The sequence below is a fragment of the Pannonibacter phragmitetus DSM 14782 genome, assembly GCF_000382365.1.
In the GTDB taxonomy this organism is placed as follows: Bacteria; Pseudomonadota; Alphaproteobacteria; order Rhizobiales; family Stappiaceae; genus Pannonibacter; species Pannonibacter phragmitetus.
Map to the genome: position 1 here is coordinate 122632 of NZ_KB908223.1, position 17300 is coordinate 139931.

General features: G+C 64.2%; 16 protein-coding genes. 13 read left to right on the forward strand and 3 right to left on the reverse strand.

The window, feature by feature from the left end; genetic code table 11:
- Nucleotides 1-123 precede the first annotated feature (123 nt).
- Nucleotides 124-1236 carry a glycoside hydrolase family 88/105 protein gene (locus tag H163_RS0114095; protein ID WP_019965245.1) on the forward strand — a complete coding sequence of 371 codons (1113 nt, stop codon included), beginning with the start codon at nucleotides 124-126 and terminating at the stop codon, nucleotides 1234-1236.
- A gap of 312 nt (nucleotides 1237-1548) precedes the next feature.
- Here the strand turns inward: H163_RS0114095 and H163_RS0114100 are convergent, their stop codons facing one another.
- Nucleotides 1549-2610: an ABC transporter ATP-binding protein gene (locus tag H163_RS0114100; protein WP_019965246.1), complete on the reverse strand. Its 1062-nt coding sequence runs from the start codon at nucleotides 2608-2610 to the stop codon at nucleotides 1549-1551.
- Nucleotides 2611-2622: 12 nt separating this feature from the next.
- Nucleotides 2623-3459 carry an IclR family transcriptional regulator gene (locus H163_RS0114105; RefSeq protein WP_019965247.1) on the reverse strand — a complete coding sequence of 279 codons (837 nt, stop codon included), beginning with the start codon at nucleotides 3457-3459 and terminating at the stop codon, nucleotides 2623-2625.
- Nucleotides 3460-3604: 145 nt separating this feature from the next.
- On the opposite strand from H163_RS0114105, the gene H163_RS0114110 reads away from it, so the two are divergent.
- From H163_RS0114110 to H163_RS0114150, 9 genes are all read left to right on the forward strand, one after another.
- A complete protein-coding gene (locus H163_RS0114110; RefSeq protein WP_019965248.1) occupies nucleotides 3605-4843 on the forward strand; it encodes an ABC transporter substrate-binding protein in 1239 nt (412 codons plus the stop codon).
- A gap of 92 nt (nucleotides 4844-4935) precedes the next feature.
- Complete coding sequence (locus H163_RS0114115; RefSeq protein WP_019965249.1) at nucleotides 4936-5823, forward strand: carbohydrate ABC transporter permease; 888 nt, start codon at nucleotides 4936-4938, stop codon at nucleotides 5821-5823.
- 2 nt (nucleotides 5824-5825) lie between these two features.
- Nucleotides 5826-6671 (forward strand): carbohydrate ABC transporter permease, encoded by an 846-nt coding sequence (locus H163_RS0114120; protein ID WP_019965250.1) that lies wholly within the window; start codon nucleotides 5826-5828, stop codon nucleotides 6669-6671.
- Nucleotides 6668-8752, forward strand: coding sequence for an alpha-galactosidase (locus tag H163_RS0114125; protein ID WP_019965251.1), 2085 nt, complete (start codon nucleotides 6668-6670; stop codon nucleotides 8750-8752). The genes H163_RS0114120 and H163_RS0114125 overlap by 4 nt, the downstream gene beginning before the upstream one ends.
- Nucleotides 8753-8867: 115 nt before the next feature.
- Complete coding sequence (locus H163_RS0114130; protein ID WP_019965252.1) at nucleotides 8868-9638, forward strand: SDR family NAD(P)-dependent oxidoreductase; 771 nt, start codon at nucleotides 8868-8870, stop codon at nucleotides 9636-9638.
- Entirely contained in the window at nucleotides 9635-10552 is a 918-nt protein-coding gene (locus H163_RS0114135) for a 2-dehydro-3-deoxygalactonokinase (RefSeq protein ID WP_019965253.1), read from the forward strand. Before H163_RS0114130 ends, H163_RS0114135 begins: the two co-directional genes overlap by 4 nt.
- A gap of 3 nt (nucleotides 10553-10555) precedes the next feature.
- Entirely contained in the window at nucleotides 10556-11167 is a 612-nt protein-coding gene (locus H163_RS0114140) for a 2-dehydro-3-deoxy-6-phosphogalactonate aldolase (protein WP_081626031.1), read from the forward strand.
- Entirely contained in the window at nucleotides 11164-12048 is an 885-nt protein-coding gene (locus H163_RS0114145) for an SMP-30/gluconolactonase/LRE family protein (RefSeq protein WP_019965255.1), read from the forward strand. The genes H163_RS0114140 and H163_RS0114145 overlap by 4 nt, the downstream gene beginning before the upstream one ends.
- A complete protein-coding gene (locus H163_RS0114150; RefSeq protein ID WP_019965256.1) occupies nucleotides 12045-13958 on the forward strand; it encodes a beta-galactosidase in 1914 nt (637 codons plus the stop codon). The genes H163_RS0114145 and H163_RS0114150 overlap by 4 nt, the downstream gene beginning before the upstream one ends.
- Before the next feature lie 392 nt (nucleotides 13959-14350).
- On the opposite strand, the gene H163_RS0114155 is transcribed toward H163_RS0114150, so the two are convergent.
- Nucleotides 14351-14722: a response regulator gene (locus H163_RS0114155; RefSeq protein ID WP_019965257.1), complete on the reverse strand. Its 372-nt coding sequence runs from the start codon at nucleotides 14720-14722 to the stop codon at nucleotides 14351-14353.
- Between the two features lie 172 nt (nucleotides 14723-14894).
- Here H163_RS0114155 and H163_RS0114160 point away from each other — a divergent pair, with 172 nt between their 5' ends.
- From H163_RS0114160 to H163_RS0114170, 3 genes are read left to right on the forward strand one after another with little or no spacing between them, the layout of a single operon-like run.
- Entirely contained in the window at nucleotides 14895-15164 is a 270-nt protein-coding gene (locus H163_RS0114160; protein ID WP_019965258.1) for a DUF3572 domain-containing protein, read from the forward strand.
- A gap of 7 nt (nucleotides 15165-15171) precedes the next feature.
- Complete coding sequence (locus tag H163_RS0114165; protein ID WP_051105398.1) at nucleotides 15172-15843, forward strand: HAD family hydrolase; 672 nt, start codon at nucleotides 15172-15174, stop codon at nucleotides 15841-15843.
- 16 nt (nucleotides 15844-15859) lie between these two features.
- Nucleotides 15860-17188, forward strand: a complete 1329-nt coding sequence (locus tag H163_RS0114170; protein WP_019965260.1) for a DNA polymerase IV — start codon at nucleotides 15860-15862, stop codon at nucleotides 17186-17188.
- Nucleotides 17189-17300: the final 112 nt, after the last annotated feature.

Here is a 17300-nt window from a genome sequence, read left to right on the forward strand (position 1 = left end):
GCCAGCCCCGCGAAGGCTGGCCACAGATTTCGCAGCGCCGGATGGCCTGCATCACACTTCCAACCGGAAAGACGGACACGGCTTCTGTGCCCGGATGCTTTCCCTCGCAGTCAGGACGGCCCGATGACCCCGCGCTATTTCAAGGAATATCTCGCCCGCTACACCTACGCCAAGGACGGCAGCTGGTGCTACGAGGACGGCTGTGTCTACCGCGGGCTGGCGCTGCTGCATGACCAGCAGCCGCAGGAGATCTGGCGGGATGAGCTGCTGCGGCTGATCGGACCGCAGGTCGGCGAGGATGGCGCACTGGCAGGCTACACGCAGGATGAGTTCAACATCGACCACATTCTGGCCGGGCGCGTGCTGTTCTTCCTCGAAAAGGCAGCCCCCGGCGCCCACTGGAGCCTTGCCATCGAGCATCTCGCCGGGCAGTTGACCCGCCACCCGCGCACGGCCGGCGGCAACTACTGGCACAAGAAGCGCTATCCGCAGCAGGTCTGGCTCGACGGCCTCTACATGGGTCTGCCGTTCCAGATCGAATACGGCCTCTCCCGCAACAAGCCCGAGATGGTGGAGGATGCCCTTGCCCAGCTGAACCGGGCGCTGGACCTGACCCATGTGGCGGCAACCGGCCTCTACGCCCATGCGATCGATGAGGCCCGGGCGCAGGACTGGGCCGATCCGCAAACCGGCCTCTCCCGCGCCCACTGGGCCCGCGCCCTTGGCTGGCTGGCGATGGCCCTGGTGGATGTGACCGGCCTCATCGGGCCGGAAAAAGCCGCCTCATCCGGTCTTGCAGAGCGGGCGTCCGCCCTGCTCACCCGCATCACCGCCCTTGCCCGGCCGCAAAGCGGGCTGTGGCTGCAGGTGATCGACCAGCCGGAGCTTCCCGGCAACTATGAAGAATCCTCCGCCAGCGCCATGTTTGCCTATGCCCTGATGAAGGGCGCCAGACTAGGCCTGGGAGGCCAATTTGCAGCGCCCGGCCTGAAGGCGCTTGCAAGCCTCGAAACCACCCAGCTTTACGCCGGAGATGACGGCATCGTCCGCCTGCAGAATGTCTGCGAGATGGCCGGTCTCGGCGGCTTCGGCGGCCGCGTGCGCGACGGCTCCCCCGCCTATTACCTCAGCGAGCCCCTGCGCCCCGACGACCACAAGGGCACCGGTGCGCTGATGATGGCCTATGCCGAACGGCTGGCCTCAGCCAGCGCCGAAGCGCGGCGGGCCGCGAGCTGACAGGCAGAATCACAAAAGGGCCGCAAGCGATTGCGGCCCTTGAGGTTTTGGGAGAGGTGGCATTGGTCTTGCCGCCTCCTCAGAAGAATATCCACTCACAAGCCTATAATTCTTCGTCATGCCATGACTTGATCATGGCATCCATTCCCTGACCTATCCATAAAGACAGCCTCTGAATATGCATTTCCAGGACCTGGCCTCAATCTCCAGCATGTGAAAAGCGAGAGGTAATGGCATGGATGCCATGATCAAGTCATGGCATGACGGAGTTATGGGGAACGAAATACTGTAGAGAAGAGGACTTACCTCCCCTCACCTGATCCGTCTGCCCGACTCATCTGCCGTGAAATACATCGCCTGCGCCGGATCGAAGCTGATACCGGCCTGATCGCCTGCACGAAGGCCCATGTCCTCGCGCTGCTCGACAATCAGCTTGCTGCCGTTGGCGGCCATCAGATGCACGTAGGAAACGCCGCCCAGCGCCTCCACCATGTCCACCTTGTGCGTGGTGCCGGAGCGCTCGATGCGCAGATGCTGCGGGCGCAGGCCGAAGGTGACCGGGCCATCGGCAACAGACGCCGCCGGACGGGCAAAGATGGCGTCACCAAGCCCCGGAACCTTGAGCCCCTCGCCGCTGACGCTCGCCTCAAGGAAATTCATGGCCGGTGAGCCGATGAAGCCTGCGACGAAGCGGTTGTCCGGGTCGTTGTAGAGATCCAGCGGCTTGCCGGCTTGTTCGATACGCCCGGCGCGCAGAACCACGATCTTGTCGGCCAGCGTCATTGCCTCGACCTGGTCATGGGTGACGTAGATCATGGTTGCGCCGATTTCCCGGTGGAGACGGGCAATCTCGACACGCATCTCGACGCGCAGTTCGGCATCAAGGTTCGACAGCGGCTCATCGAAGAGGAAGACTTCCGGCCCGCGCACGATGGCACGGCCGATGGCAACGCGCTGACGCTGACCGCCGGAGAGCGCCTTGGGCTTGCGAGCCAGCAGCGGCTCCAGCTTCAGGATTTTCGCGGCCGCCGCCACCTTCGCCTCGATTTCCGCCTTGGGATGGCCGGTCATCTTGAGGCCGAAACCCATGTTCTCCGCCACCGTCATGTGCGGATAGAGCGCATAGGTCTGGAACACCATCGCCACGCCGCGTTCGGCCGGATCAAGGGCGGTCACATCACGCGCACCGATCCGGATTGCACCGGAACTGGTGCTTTCCAGCCCCGCCACCATGCGCAGCAGCGTGGACTTGCCGCAGCCCGAGGGGCCGACGAAAACACAGAATTCGCCATGCTCGATGGTCAGGTCCACCCCATGGATGACCCCGACTTCGCCAAACTTCTTGACCACATGCTCGAACGAGACGCCGGACATGGATTTCCTCCCTCAGATCTGCTTGCGTTCCGGAAACCGCCAGGCCTCCACGTCTGCAGCAATGGCGCTGGCGCAGGCCTTGAGCTGCGGGGCCAGTTGCTCCAGCCCGTCGAGGCTGTTCCGGGTTGTTGTGGATGTGACCGAAAGCGCACCCAGCACGCTGCCACCCGACGACAGAACCGGCACGGCGAGGCAGATGATGCCCGGCTCGTGCTCCTCCCGGTCGAAGGCGTGGCCGCTCTTGCGGATTTCCCCAAGCTCGGCGAGAAGCTCCTCGCGCGAGCCGAGGGTCTTCGGCGTGAAACGATAGAAGGACTGGCGCGCAACGGCCTGCTGCTTTGCCGCCTCCGGCAGGAAGGCGAGCATGGCCTTGCCGACACCGGTGCAATAGGCAGGCCCGACCTTGCCGGCCTGGCTGAACATTTCCACGGGCCGGGCGGCGTTGCGCTTGTCCACATAAAGCACCTGCCCCTGATCCAGCTGCGCCAGATGCAGGGTTTCGCCCAGCTCTGCCGACAGTCTGTCGAGCCAGGGGCGTGCCAGAGGTGCAAGAGAACTCTGCGACCAGGCTGCATGGGCCAGCCGCACCAGCCGCACGCCCAGCGCATAATTCTGGCTGTCCGCGTCATAGGCGAGCATGCCCTGATGGGTCAGGGTCTGCAGCAGGCGGTAAAGCGTGGCCTTCGGATAGGGGCTGATCGCCAGAATATCCGTGAAGCGCACCGGCCGGCCCGCCTGCGCCACAAGATCCAGCACGGCCAGCGCCTTGCCGACGGTGCCATCACCGCCCTGCTCCGCATCCGCCCCGCTGATGCCGGGCCCATCCGCCTTTGCCTGTTTCGTGCTCATCGTCTTGCGACCCTTCGCCCGGCCCACCAGTGTGCGCCTGCTGCTTGACAGTCCTAAAGCTTCGCATCATAGTTTTCAATATGCAAGACAGTGTTCCATTATTTGGAACAAACTTGCCAAAGAACGCAGTCCGGGAGGAGACAAGATGACTGTTACACCGCTCAAGCTGGCGGCCTTTGCCGCTGCGCTGATGATGTCCGGTTCGGCGCTGGCCGCACAGCGGACCCTCGTTTTCAACACCGACATGTCGGACCCGGCGCCCAAGGCGGCGCTGGAAGAGCTGATCACCATGTTCGAGGCGGAAAACCCGGACGTGAAGGTGAAGGTCAACATCTTCGACCATGAGGGCTACAAGACCGCCATCCGCAATTTCATGACTGCAGATGCGCCGGATCTGGCCAGCTGGTATGCGGGCAACCGTATGGCGCCCTTCGTCAAGGCCGGGCAGTTCATGGATGTCAGCGATGTCTGGGAGAAGAACGGCCTCGGCCAGAAGCTCTCGGCCTCCAAGGCTTCTATGACCATCGACGGAAAGCAGTGGGGCGTGCCCTATACCTATTACCAGTGGGGCATCTACTACAACAAGGACGTCTACAAGCAGGCGGGCGTTTCCGAGCCGAAGACCTGGGACGAGTTCATCGCCAATTGCGCCAAGTTCAAGGCGGCAGGCATCGATTGCGTCACCACCGGTTCCAAGGCCCTGTGGCCGGTTGCAGGCATCTTCGACTATCTGAGCCTGCGCACCAACGGCTATGAATTCCACATGGACCTGACCTCCGGCAAGATTGCCTGGACGGATGACCGGGTGAAAGCCGTCTTTGCCGAATGGGCGAAGCTGGTGGAGCCGGGCTATGTCACCGCCAATCACACGGCGATTGACTGGCAGGATGCCGTTTCCCTTCTGGTTCAGGGCAAGGCCGCCAACTATGTCATGGGCAACTTTGCCGTCGCCGCCTTCAAGGACGGCGGGATGACCAATGACAACCTCGGCTTCATGGTCTTCCCCGAGATCACCGCTGGCCTGCCGCGTGCTGAAGAGGCCCCGACGGACACGATCCACATTCCGGCAGGCGCCAAGAATGCGGAGGACGCCAAGACGTTCCTCGCCTTCGTCACCCGTGCCGATGTGCAGACCGCCCTCAACAAGCGCCTCGGCCAGCTGCCGGTCAACAACGAGGCCACGGTGGATGCGGCAGATCCGTTCCTGAGCCAGGGCTTTGAAACGGTGTCGACTGCTTCGGCCGTTGCCCAGTTCTTCGACCGTGACGCCCCGGCCGAGATGGCCAAGGCTGCCATGGAAGGCTTCCAGGAATACATGGTCAAGCCCGACCGGCTGGAGCGGATCCTCGACCGTCTCGAGAAGGTGCGTCAGCGCGTTTACTGAGCCCCGCACCGCCGCCAATTGCAGGCGGCACTCCCAGAAACGTCCTCCGGAGCTGATCCGGGGGACATGTACCCGAAAGATCCGAGGCCGAGATGACCGCCTTCTGGAAAGCGCGCCAGCGCATGCTTGCCCCGTGGCTTTTCCTTGCGCCCGGCGCCCTGATGTTCGTTTTCTACGTGATTGCGCCGGTCTTCCAGTCGGTCAGCATCTCCTTCTATGACTGGGACGGCATCGGCACGGCCCGGTGGATTGGCGCTGACAATTACACCGAGCTGCTGGATGACGAGGCCTTCTATGTCTCGCTGAAGAACAACGTCATCTGGCTTGCGCTCTACATGCTGGCCATTCCGGCAGGCCTGATGATCGCGATTTTCCTGAACCAGACGGTCTGGGGCATCCGGGTCTACAAGTCCCTGTTCTTCTTTCCCTTCGTCATCAGCCAGGTCGTTGTCGGCCTGATGTTCTCCTGGTTCTATGCCCCCAATTTCGGCCTGTTCTACAAGCTGATCGAGGCGGTGACCGGTCAGGGCGTTGCCATTCTGGCGGAAGAGAACCTCGTCACCTATGGCATCATCGCTGCGGGCCTGTGGCCGCAGATCGCCTATGTGATGATCCTTTATCTCACCGGCCTCAACAACGTGGCGCCCGACCAGATCGAGGCAGCGCGGCTGGACGGGGCCAAGGGCTGGAAGATGCTGTGGTACGTCATCCTGCCGCAGCTGCGCCCGGCCACCTTCATTGCCGTCATCGTCACCGTCATCGGCGCGCTGCGCTCCTTCGACCTTGTGTCGATCATGACATCCGGCGGCCCCTTCGGCTCCTCCCGGGTGCTCTCCTTCTACATGTACGAGCAGGCCCTGTCCGAATACGGCTTCCGCATGGGCTATGGCGCGGCCATTGCCGTTGTCCTCTTCGCCATCATGATGATCTTCATTTCCGGCTTCATCTGGAAGATGTGGCGCGACGAGAAGGAACACTGAGCATGTTTCCCCGTCCCATCCAGCAACTCCCGGCCCCGGCCCGGGCGCTTTACAAGGCGGCCCTGCCGGTTGCGCTCGTTCTGTGGCTGCTCCCGCTTCTGGGCGTAGCTCTCACCTCGCTGCGCCCCTCCTCCGATCTGGCGTCCGGCAACTATTTCGGCATGCCCTCGTCCATCGCCTTCGACAACTATGTCACCATCTTCCAGAACTCGCCCATCGCCGCCTACATCCTCAACAGCTTCAAGGTGACGATCCCCACTGTCATCGGCGCTGTGGCGCTGTCCTGCATGACGGGCTTTGCGCTCGCCATCTACAATTTCCGCTCCAACCTGCTGGTCTTCTTCCTGTTCGTGGCGGGCAACTTCGTGCCCTTCCAGATCCTCATGGTGCCGGTGCGCGACCTGACGCTGCAGATGGGGCTTTACGACACGATCACCGGCCTTGCCCTGTTCCACATCGCCTTCCAGACCGGCTTCTGCACCTTGTTCATGCGCAACTTCATCAAGGCCCTGCCCTATGAGCTGATCGAGGCGGCGCGGGTGGAGGGCGTGAGCGAAGTGAAAATCTTCTGGTACGTGGTCATGCCCCTGATGCGCCCGGCCATTGCCGCCCTGTCGGTGCTGATCTTCACCTTCATCTGGAACGACTATTTCTGGGCCATGGTGCTGACCACCGGCGCCGACACCCAGCCGGTCACCGCCGGACTCAACTCGCTCAACGGCCAGTGGATTGCCGCCTGGCATCTCGTTTCCGCCGGGTCGATCGTCGCCGCCCTGCCGCCCGTTCTGATGTTCTTCCTGATGCAGAAGCACTTCATCGCCGGCCTGACGCTGGGAGCCGTGAAATGACCGGGAACACCGCACAGCACTGGCGCCTGGACTGCGCCAACCAGAGCCTTGTCCTCACCTCCTCCGGCGGCGTGCCGGAGGCCATCTACTGGGGCCCGGCCCTGCCGCAGGAGGAGGATCTTGCCGCTCTCGTGGCTGCAAGCCGCTCAGACCTCACCGGCGGCATGCTGGATGCCCTGCCCCCGCTCAGCCTCTGTCCGGTGCAGGGCAATGATTGGCAGGGCCAGCCGGGCCTCGTGCTGCGCTCTGCTGAGGGTGAGCTGCTGCAGCCCCGCTTTGCCTTCCATGAGGCCCGACAGAGCGCCGGACGGCTTGAACTGATCTCCACCGCAGCAGGCCTCACAGTTACCCATGAGATCGAAGCGAAAGAGACCGGCGTTTTCGTGCTGCGCACCCGGCTGGAGTCCCTTGCGCCCGTCCGCGTCGGCTGGCTCGCCGCGCCCGTGCTGCCAGTGCCGCAAAGCGCAGAGCGGATCCTTGATCCGGCCGGCAAATGGATCGGCGAATTCCGCATGCAGTCCACCCCCTGGACCACAGGCATCCGCCAGCGCGAAGCCCGCACCGGCCGTTCGGGGCAGGAACACCCGCCCTATGCGCTGTTCACGGAACCGGGCTGCCGCAACACCTCAGGCGAAGTCCGCGCCCTGCATTACGCCTGGCCCGGCGGGCACCGCTTTGTGGCCGAAGAGCTTTACGACGGGCGCAGGCAGGTGCAGTTCGGCCATGCCAGCGGGAGCGAGCGCGAGGCCGGAACCTGCTTTGAAACGGCGGACCTCATCGCCGCCGTCTCCACCTCCGGCCTCAACGGCATAGCCACTCTCTTCCAGCGCGACATCCACGACCGGGTGGTGACATGGCCCGATCCGGCCCGCCCCCGGCCCGTGCATTACAATTGCTGGGAAGCCATCTACTTCCGTCACGAGCTGGGCGCCCTGACCGAAATCGCCGCCAAGGCGGCCGCCATCGGGGCAGAGCGGTTCGTGCTGGATGACGGCTGGTTCGGCCGGCGCGACGATGACACCACGAGCCTTGGCGACTGGACCGTGGACCTGCGCAAGTGGCCGGAGGGCCTGACGCCGCTGATCGAGGCCGTTCACAGACTGGGAATGAGTTTCGGCCTGTGGTTCGAGCCGGAGATGGTGAGTGAGGACAGCGACCTTTACCGCGCCCATCCGGACTGGATTCTCGGCCCGGCGGACCAGACTCGCGGGCGCAATCAACTGGTGCTGAACATGGCGCTGGAGCCGGTGCGCGATCACCTGTTCGGTGCGATCTCTGCCCTGCTCTCCACTTACGCCATCGACTACATCAAGTGGGATCACAACCGCCTGCTTCCCGTGGTGGACGCAGCGCAGGCACGCGGCACACTGGCTCTTCTGGCACGGCTGCGTGCCGCTCATCCGGCGGTCGAGGTCGAAAGCTGCGCCTCCGGCGGCGGGCGGATTGATGCCGGCATCCTCACCCACACCCAGCGGGTCTGGCTGTCGGACAGCAACGACGCGCTGGAGCGGCTGCGCATCCAGCATGATGCAGCGCTGTTCCTGCCCGCCTCCGTCACCGGCAGCCATGTGGGCCCGCGCCACTGCCACACCTCTGGCCGGGTTCTGTCCATGAGCCTGCGCGCCCGCGTGGCCGCCCAGCGCCATATGGGTTTCGAGATGGACCTGCGCGAGCTTGATGCACAAGAAACAGCCGTTCTGACCGCCGTCACCGGCTGGTGGAAGGCCAACCGGGACTGGCTGATGCACGCAGACATCCTGCGCCTTGATGCGGCGGACCCGTCCGTCACCGCCGAACTGCAGCTGGCGCGGGACGGCAGCCGCTTCGTGCTGTCCTCCGGTCAGGCGGCAGCGCCTGCACAGGCCCTGCCCCGCCCGCTGAAGCTGTCCGGGCTGGATCCGGCGGCGCGCTACCGGCTGACGCTGCTCAACCCGGAAGATGTGCCGCCCCAGTCGCGCGGGGCCTGCGCCCTGAAGCACGGGCCGGTGACGCTCTCCGGGGCCGCGCTGATGCAGCAGGGCATCATGCTGCCCGTGGCATGGCCGGGCACACTTTTCACGGTGGAAGGAACCCGTCTGTGAGGCTGGACGGCTTGTCCGGCCGGTCTTTCCTTTCGCATAAAGGCATGGACTGAAATATCAGAGGCGGTAAGCGCAGCAGCGAAGTCCGCCCGCAGGAACCTGAAGGGGCTACATCATGAACGCACAGCCGGTCTTTCCCGATCTCAAGGGCGCATCCGTCTTCATCACCGGTGGCGGCTCCGGCATTGGCGCCAGCCTGACGGAAGCCTTCCTGCGGCAGGGCTGCAAGGTGGCCTTCGTGCAGCGCTCCGATGCCTCCGGCTTCTGTGACGAGATGGAAGCAAAGACCGGCAGCCGCCCGCTGTTCCTGCCCTGCGACATCACCGACATCGGCGCCCTGAAGGGCGCGATTGCCAAGGCAGCGGAAGCCCATGGCACGATCACGGTTCTCGTCAACAACGCCGCCAACGACCAGCGCCACAACACGCTGGACGTGACGCCGGAGTACTGGGACTGGGCCATGGCCATCAACCTGAAGGCCTATTTCTTCGCAGCACAGGCCGTCATCCCCGGCATGCAGAAGGCTGGCGGCGGTTCGATCATCAACTTCAGCTCCATCAGCTACATGATGGGCAACGGTGGTTTCCCGGCCTACACCTCCGCAAACTCCGCCATCAACGGCCTGACCCGCAGCCTTGCCCGCGATTTCGGCCCCGACCGCATCCGCGTCAACGCGCTTGCTCCCGGCTGGGTGCTGACGCAGAAGCAGAAGGACCTCTGGGTAACGCCCGAAGCCCTTGCAGGCCACGTGGAGCGCCAGTGCCTGAAGGACACGCTGGAGCCGGAAGACATCACCGGCGGCTGCCTGTTCCTGGCCTCTTCCGCCTCGAAGATGATGACCGGGCAGGCGCTGGTCATCGACGGCGGCGTGGTGGTGACGGGATGAGCGCGCCGCTCTCTCCCGAATGGATTGCCGCCGACTGGGGCACCACGCATCTGCGCGTCTTTGCGATGGAGGGGAGCCGCGTTCTGGCGCAGGCCTCCTCGCCCAAGGGCATGGCAAGTCTTGCAAGAGACGAATTCGAGGGCGCGCTGCTGGAACTGATCGCCGATTGGCTGCCAGTGGGGCGCAAGACGCTGGTGATTGCCTGCGGCATGGTGGGCAGCCGTCAGGGCTGGGTGGAAGCGCCCTATGCCGCAGTGCCCTGCCCGCCGCTGCAGGCCAGCGCCATGGTTGAAGCCCCCGTTTCTGATCCACGCCTGTCGGTCTGGATCATTCCGGGCCTCAGCCAGACCATGCCTGCCGACGTGATGCGCGGCGAGGAAACCCAGATCGCCGGTTTCCTCGCCGGCAATCCCGGCTTTTCCGGCACGCTCTGCCTGCCCGGCACCCACAGCAAATGGGTGCAGATCGAGCGCGGCACGGTCACGTCCTTCAGCACTTTCATGACGGGCGAACTCTTCGCGCTTCTGTCCAAATCCTCCGTACTGCGCCATGGCATGGCCGATGACGGCTGGGATGCGGCGGCCTTTTCAGGCGGCGTGACGGCCAGCCTTGCCCGGCCGGACATGCTGGCTGCTGCCTTCTTTTCCCTGCGGGCAGAGGGACTGCTGCATGGGCTTGTGGCAGCCTCCGCCCGTGCGCGCTTGTCCGGCCTCATCATCGGCGCGGAGATCGCAGCGGTGCGGCAGGACGTCTCAGGAGACGTCACGCTGATCGGCGCCCCGGCGCTTTCGGCGCACTATCTGGCGGCGCTGAAACTGGCGGGCCTTGACGGACGCACAACGGCGGGCGAAAGCCTGACACTGGCTGGACTTGGGCTTGCGCGCCGGGTCCTCACAGAAAACCAGAAAGGCTGACTGATGCGTCCTTTGATTGCCATTCTGCGCGGTATCACTCCCGCCGAAGCCCTGCCGGTGTGCGAGCGCCTGATCGCCGCCGGTTTCACCCGCATCGAGGTGCCGCTCAACTCGCCCGATCCCTTCACCAGCATCGCCGCCATGGTGCGCGAGTTCGGCGACAGCGCCATCATCGGCGCAGGCACCGTGCTGACGGTGGAGGACGTGATGAAGCTTTCCGACACCGGCGCCCGCATGGCCGTGTCGCCGAACTGCGATCCGTCCGTCATCCGCGCCACCAAGATTGCCCGCATGCAGTCCTTCCCCGGCGTGATGACCCCGACCGAGTGTTTCGCCGCCCTGCAGGCGGGCGCCGACGGGTTGAAGCTCTTCCCGGCCGGTCTTCTGGGCTCTGAAGGCGTCAAGGCCATCCGCGCCGTGCTGCCCAAGGAAACCCGGCTTTATGCGGTGGGCGGCGCCGGGCCGGACAATTTTGCCGATTGGCTGAAGGTGGGCGTTGATGGCTTCGGCATCGGCACTGCACTCTACGTGCCGGGGCTGACGGTCGGAGACGTTGAAACTCGCGCCCGCGCCATGGTGCAGGCCTTCGACATTGCCAAGGGAGGCGCAAGATGAGCGCTGCTGCTTCCTCCGTCTTTGATGCCACCGTCTTTGATGCCACTGTCTGCGAACTGGGCGAAGGCCCGCTGTGGCACCCGCTGCGCCGCCAGCTGTTCTGGTTTGACATCGTCAACAAGAGCCTTCTGACCCAGGAAAACGATCACACCCGCATCTACCGTTTCGAGACGCTGGTGTCGGCGGCTGCATGGGTGGATGAGCGCAAGCTGCTGATCGCCAGCGACCGGGAGCTGTTCTCCTTCGACGTGGAAACGGGTGCAGCCCGCACGGTCTGCGCGCTGGAAGCGGACAATCCGGCCACCCGCTCCAACGATGGCCGCGCCGACCCCTATGGCGGCTTCTGGATCGGCACCATGGGCAAGAACGCCGAAAAGGATGCCGGCGCGATCTACCGCTGGTACCGGGGTGCAATGCGCAAGCTGTTTGCGCCCATCACCATTTCCAATTCCATCGCTTTTGCCCCGGATGGCGAGACGGCCTTCTTCTCCGACACGGTCACCGGCCGTGTCATGCGCGTGGCGCTGGATGAAGCCGGCTGGCCGAAGGGCGAGCCGGAGGTCTTCCTCGACCGGACCTCCGAAGGCCGCAATCCGGACGGGGCCGTGGTGGACGAAAGCGGTCTTCTGTGGCTGGCGGAATGGGGCTCGTCCCGCGTTGCCGCCTATGCGCCGGACGGCAGTTTCGTACGGGCCATCACGTTTGATGCGCCCCATACCAGCTGCCCGGCCTTTGGCGGGGATGACCTTGGCACCTTGTTCTGCACCAGCGCCCGTCAGGGCCTCGGCGCCAGTGCAAGGGCTGCAAAGCCGCTTTCCGGCATGACCTTTGCCGCCGCCAGCGGGGCGCGCGGCCAGAAAGAGCATCGAGTGAACCTGTGACCGACCGTACCCGCGCCCTTGGCGTCTGCTACTATCCGGAACACTGGCCCGCTGCCCAGTGGGCCGAAGATGCGGCCCGCATGAAGGAAATCGGCCTCACCTATGTGCGCATCGGCGAATTCGCCTGGGCGCGCATCGAGGCCGAGCCCGGCGCGCTGGACTGGGCCTGGCTGGACGAGGCCATTGAAGTTCTGGGCAAGGCAGGCCTCAAGGTGGTGCTGGGTACGCCGACCGCAACGCCGCCGCGCTGGGTGCTGAACCGCCATCCGGACATGATCGCGCTGGATGCGCAAGGCCGTCCGCGCGGCTTCGGCTCGCGCCGCCATTACTGCTTCTCCCATGAGGGCTACCGGCAGGAATGCGCCCGCATCGTCACGCTGATGGCCGAACGCTATGGCCGCAACGAACATGTGGCCGCCTGGCAGACCGACAACGAATACGGCTGCCACGACACGATCCTCAGCTATTCCACCGCTGCCCGTGATGCCTTCCGCAATTGGCTGGCGCGCAAATATCAGTCGCCGCAGGCGCTGAACCGGGCCTGGGGCAACGTGTTCTGGTCGATGGACTATGCGGGCTTTGAGGAAATCGAGCTGCCGAACCTGACCGTGACCGAGCCGAACCCGGCCCATGTCATGGACTTCCGCCGTTTCTCTTCCGATCAGGTTGTCAGCTTCAACCGGCTGCAGACGGACATCATCCGCCGCCACTCCGATGCCCCCATCGCCCATAACTACATGGGCCGCATCGTCGAATTCGATCATTTCGCCGTGGGCGCAGATCTCGATATCGCCAGCTGGGATGCCTATCCGATCGGCTTCCTGTCCGACCGGCTGGAAGCAAGCCCCGAGCACAAGCGCCGCTATCTCCGTCAGGGTGACCCGGACTTTCAGGCCTTCCATCACGATCTCTACCGCGCCGTCGGCAAGGGCCGCTGGTGGATCATGGAGCAGCAGCCCGGCCCGGTGAACTGGGCGCCCTATAACCCCGACCCGCTGCCGGGCATGGCACGGCTCTGGGCCTGGGAGGCCTTCGCCCATGGGGCGGAAGCGGTGTGCTATTTCCGCTGGCGGCAGGCCCCTTTCGCACAGGAGCAGATGCACGCCGGCCTGCTGCGCCCCGACAGTGCCGCCGCCCCCGCCTATCATGAGGCAGCGCAGGTCGCAGAGGAACTGAAGGCCCTGCCCGTCACTGCCGTGGCGAAAGCGAAAGTTGCGCTCGTCTTCGACTACGAAAGCGCCTGGGCCTGGACCATCCAGCCGCAGGGCAAGGATTTCGATTACTTCGCCCTGCTGTTCCATGTCTACAAGGGCCTGCGCCGTCTCGGCCTTTCCGTCGATATCCTGCCGCCCACGGCGCAGGATTTCAGCGGCTACAGTCTTGTGCTGGTGCCTGGGCTTTTCACTCTAACGGAAGCGCTGAAGACCGCGCTCACCGCTTCAGGTGCCGCCGTGATCGCCGGGCCGCGCCTCAATTCCAAGACGCCCGACTTCACCATTCCCGTGCCGCTTCCGCCCGCCCTGCCGGGGCTGGACTGCCTCGTGGCACGCGTCGAAAGCCTGCCGCCCACGGCACCCGTGCCGCTTGTCGCGGGCGGTGCCTTCACCGGCTGGCGCGAGGTGCTGGAAGGCACTGCCGAGGTGGTGGAAGAAGCCGTGGACGGCACGCCTGCCGCGATGCGCGCGGGCAATTTCACCTATCTCGGCGGCTGGCCGGACGAGGAAGCCCTCGACCGCATCCTGCGCAGCGCCGTCATTGATGCCGGGCTGAAGGTCACGGACATGCCGGAAGGCATCCGCCAGCGCGACACGGCCACGCACCGCTTCCTCTTCAACTACGGCCCTGAACCGGTCCACTTCGCCGGCCACCACATTCCGGCAGCCGGTGCGGTCTGGATGCCGCTTGGGTAAGACAAAGACCCTGCCGAGAACCTTCGGCGGGGCGATCATTCTGTTTGAAAATCTGTCTTCTGGTTGTGTGGCGGCCGGCGCGGGGCTGCCAATCCGAGGAGGCCACTCATCGGGCAGACACCGCGCCGGCCATGCCCCACGGACCCAGGAGATGCGGCGGACCCAGGCGTCCCGTAGGGTATTCAGATCAATGACTTGAAACATGTGCCCTGCTTTCCGCAGGTGCCCTTTAAATACAGGAATTACAGTAGCGAATCGGCATGGGAAATCAATCAGCGCAGCTGCCGCACCAATGAAATCGTAAAAAGTTAGTAAACTTGTAACCTTAATTCACGCGCCAGCCCTTGCGGAAGCCCTTGAGCCTCCGCAGCAGCCGCAGAAAGGCGTGAGGATCACGCCTCTCCGAGATAGGAGCGCACCGTCTCCAGGAACTTGGACACGGAGATCGGCTTGGAGATGTAGGCCTCGCAGCCCCCCTGCCGGATACGCTCTTCATCGCCCTTCATGGCGAAGGCGGTGACGGCGATGACCGGGATGGTGCACAGGTCGTCGTCTTCCTTGATCCATTTGGTCACTTCCAGCCCCGACACTTCGGGCAGCTGGATATCCATGAGGATCAGGTCCGGCCGGTACTTGCGGGCCAGCTCCAGCGCTTCAATGCCGGTGCGGGTCTGCAGCGTGCCATAGCCATGTGCTTCCAGAAGGTCGTGAAACAGCTTCATGTTGAGTTCGTTGTCTTCAACGATCAGCACGGTCTTGGACATGCAAAACAGCCTTCGCCGGTCACGGCACGGAGGGAAACGGCAACAGGAGAGATGACGGCGCAGCACCGATTGGCTGGCGTCTCTCCCCTGCCCGCATTACTTAAGAACAAATGGTAGCGCGGATTCGTTTCGGAAAGGCAAAAATGCAATGGCAATTCCTGAGTCTCGGAGCATGAGCTTTGAAAAAGCAGAAGAAATGGCCCTGGACGCGCTTTTGCACCTGACGCGCGACCCGGAATTGACGGGCCGGTTCCTTGCGCTCTCCGGTATCGGGCCGGAATCGATTCGCTCTGCGGCTGCGGAGCCCGGATTTCTGGCAGGTGTTCTTGAGTTTTTCATGACCGATGAGCCGCTGCTTCTGGCCTATTGCGAGAATTCCGGCGTCCGCCCCACCATGATCGCCGCCGCCCGCTATGTGCTGGCCGGTGATCCGGACGCCTGAGCGCACCATGTCCACACTAGCCGCCCCCGGCCGGGGTGTCCTCGACCAGATTGCCCTGCTGCCCCGCTCCACCCGCCCGCTGATCATCTGCGACGTGGACGAGGTGGTGCTGCATATGATCCTGCATCTGGAGGAATTCCTTGCCGCGCGCGGCCTTGCCTTCATCGCCTATAGCTACAGGCTGACCGGCAACATTGCCGAAGAGGCGTCCGGCCGGGTGCTTGGGGCAGAGGAAGTCCACCGTCTGGTACAAGGCTTCTTCGAGGATATCTCGGACCGGCAGACCATCGTCGATGGGGCGGCCGCGGCCCTGACCCGCCTGTCGGAAGCCTTCGAGATCGTCTTTCTGACCAATCTGCCGGGCGTTGCCAACAAGCCCTTGCGCGAGAAGCTGCTGGCTGCCCATGGGCTGAGCTTTCCGGTCGTCACCAATTCCGGCCCCAAGGGCGGAGCTGTTGCCGCGCTCTCTGCCGGGCGCGGCCAGCCGGTCGTCTTCATCGATGACAGCCCGCAGAATCTTCAGTCGGTGGCGCAGGCGCTGCCTTCGGCGCGGCTGATCCAGTTCGTGGCCGATGCGCGCTTCCGTCAAGCGCTCGATCCCCTGCCCGGCCTTGATCTTGTCTCCGGTGACTGGCTTGAGACAGAAGCCCATATCAGGACTATGATCGCCTCCCGGTAGGATCAGGGCCAAAGGCATGGGTGAAGCGGGCAGCACAGACGCAACAGCGGCGGGGCAGCGCCCCCGGCCGCTTTGCCGTGACTGCGGCGCAAGGCCGGAGCCCGGCCGCCAGCGCTGCAAGGCCTGCGGCAGCCCGCGCCTTGTCAGCCATCCGGAGCTGGACCAGCTCGCAATCGCCCATATCGACTGCGACGCCTTCTATGCGTCCATCGAAAAGCGCGACAATCCGGAGCTGCGTGATCTTCCAGTCATCGTCGGCGGAGGCCAGCGCGGCGTGGTCTCCACCTGCTGCTACATCGCCCGCATCCATGGGGTGCGCTCGGCCATGCCCATGTACAAGGCGCTGGAAGCCTGCCCGGACGCTGTCGTGATCAAGCCCAACATGGCCAAATACGCCGAAACAGGACGGCTGGTGCGCGAGCGGATGCTGGCGCTGACGCCGCTGGTGGAGCCGATTTCCATCGACGAAGCGTTTCTTGATCTCACCGGCACCGAGCGGCTGCACCACGCCACACCTGCCGAAGTGCTGGCCCGCTTCATCCGCGATCTGGAAAGCGAGGTGGGCATCACCGCCTCCGTTGGCCTTGCCCCAAACAAGTTCCTCGCCAAGATCGCTTCCGACCTCGACAAGCCGCGCGGGTTTTCGGTGATCGGCGCGGCGGAGGCCAAGAGCTTTCTGGCGGAACGGCACGTGGGTCTCATCTGGGGCGTCGGCAAGGTGTTTCAGGGCAAGCTTGCCAGCGACGGCATCACCACCATCGGCCAGCTTCAGGCCATGGACCCGTCCGATCTCATCCGCCGCTATGGCACCATGGGCCTGAGGCTGGCAAAACTCTGCCAGGGCGTGGATGACCGCACCGTCTCGCCGGAACGGGAGACGAAGAGCATCAGTGCCGAAACCACATTCGACAAGGATATCGCCCAGGTGCCGGTGCTGCGGCCCATCCTGCGGGATCTTTCGGAAAAAGTGTCGCGGCGCATGAAGAAGGCGGGCTTTGCCGGGCGCACCGTGACGCTGAAACTGAAGACCGCAGACTTTCGCTCCATCACCCGCTCACGCCAGCTGTCCAGCCCGACGCAGCTTGCCGGACGCATCTTTGCGCTTGGGGACGAGCTTCTGGCAGAGGCAGCCAAAGGCCAGCATTTCCGCCTCATCGGCATCGGCCTGTCGGACCTGTGCGATGCAGAGCTTGCAGATCCGGCTGATCTCGTTGATCAGGACGCCGGCCGTCAGGCAAAGGCCGAGCGGGCCATCGACGCCTTGCGCGAGAAATTCGGCCTGACTGCCGTCGAAACGGGCCTCACCCATGCAGCCAAGCTGAAACGGCGGCCGGAGGTGGAGTAAACCAGCCCCTTCCTGCAGCCTGAGTAAAGCACCCAACCCCTCTCGATCGTCTTCCCGGACGCGCTTGCGCGATCCGGGACCGGTGAGCCGGGGTGTTGGTTGGATTTTGGCG

Excerpts from the sequence above, each read along its gene's own strand:
- H163_RS0114115 (WP_019965249.1), top strand. The coding sequence starts at position 4,936 with ATGACCGCCTTCTGGAAAGCGCGCCAGCGCATGCTTGCCCCGTGGCTT.
- H163_RS0114130 (WP_019965252.1), top strand. The coding sequence starts at position 8,868 with ATGAACGCACAGCCGGTCTTTCCCGATCTCAAGGGCGCATCCGTCTTC.
- H163_RS0114165 (WP_051105398.1), top strand. The coding sequence starts at position 15,172 with ATGTCCACACTAGCCGCCCCCGGCCGGGGTGTCCTCGACCAGATTGCC.
- H163_RS0114105 (WP_019965247.1), bottom strand. The coding sequence starts at position 3,459 with ATGAGCACGAAACAGGCAAAGGCGGATGGGCCCGGCATCAGCGGGGCG.
- H163_RS0114160 (WP_019965258.1), top strand. The coding sequence starts at position 14,895 with ATGAGCTTTGAAAAAGCAGAAGAAATGGCCCTGGACGCGCTTTTGCAC.
- H163_RS0114145 (WP_019965255.1), top strand. The coding sequence starts at position 11,164 with ATGAGCGCTGCTGCTTCCTCCGTCTTTGATGCCACCGTCTTTGATGCC.
- H163_RS0114125 (WP_019965251.1), top strand. The coding sequence starts at position 6,668 with ATGACCGGGAACACCGCACAGCACTGGCGCCTGGACTGCGCCAACCAG.
- H163_RS0114140 (WP_081626031.1), top strand. The coding sequence starts at position 10,556 with ATGCGTCCTTTGATTGCCATTCTGCGCGGTATCACTCCCGCCGAAGCC.
- H163_RS0114170 (WP_019965260.1), top strand. The coding sequence starts at position 15,860 with ATGGGTGAAGCGGGCAGCACAGACGCAACAGCGGCGGGGCAGCGCCCC.
- H163_RS0114095 (WP_019965245.1), top strand. The coding sequence starts at position 124 with ATGACCCCGCGCTATTTCAAGGAATATCTCGCCCGCTACACCTACGCC.
- H163_RS0114100 (WP_019965246.1), bottom strand. The coding sequence starts at position 2,610 with ATGTCCGGCGTCTCGTTCGAGCATGTGGTCAAGAAGTTTGGCGAAGTC.
- H163_RS0114110 (WP_019965248.1), top strand. The coding sequence starts at position 3,605 with ATGACTGTTACACCGCTCAAGCTGGCGGCCTTTGCCGCTGCGCTGATG.
- H163_RS0114155 (WP_019965257.1), bottom strand. The coding sequence starts at position 14,722 with ATGTCCAAGACCGTGCTGATCGTTGAAGACAACGAACTCAACATGAAG.
- H163_RS0114135 (WP_019965253.1), top strand. The coding sequence starts at position 9,635 with ATGAGCGCGCCGCTCTCTCCCGAATGGATTGCCGCCGACTGGGGCACC.
- H163_RS0114120 (WP_019965250.1), top strand. The coding sequence starts at position 5,826 with ATGTTTCCCCGTCCCATCCAGCAACTCCCGGCCCCGGCCCGGGCGCTT.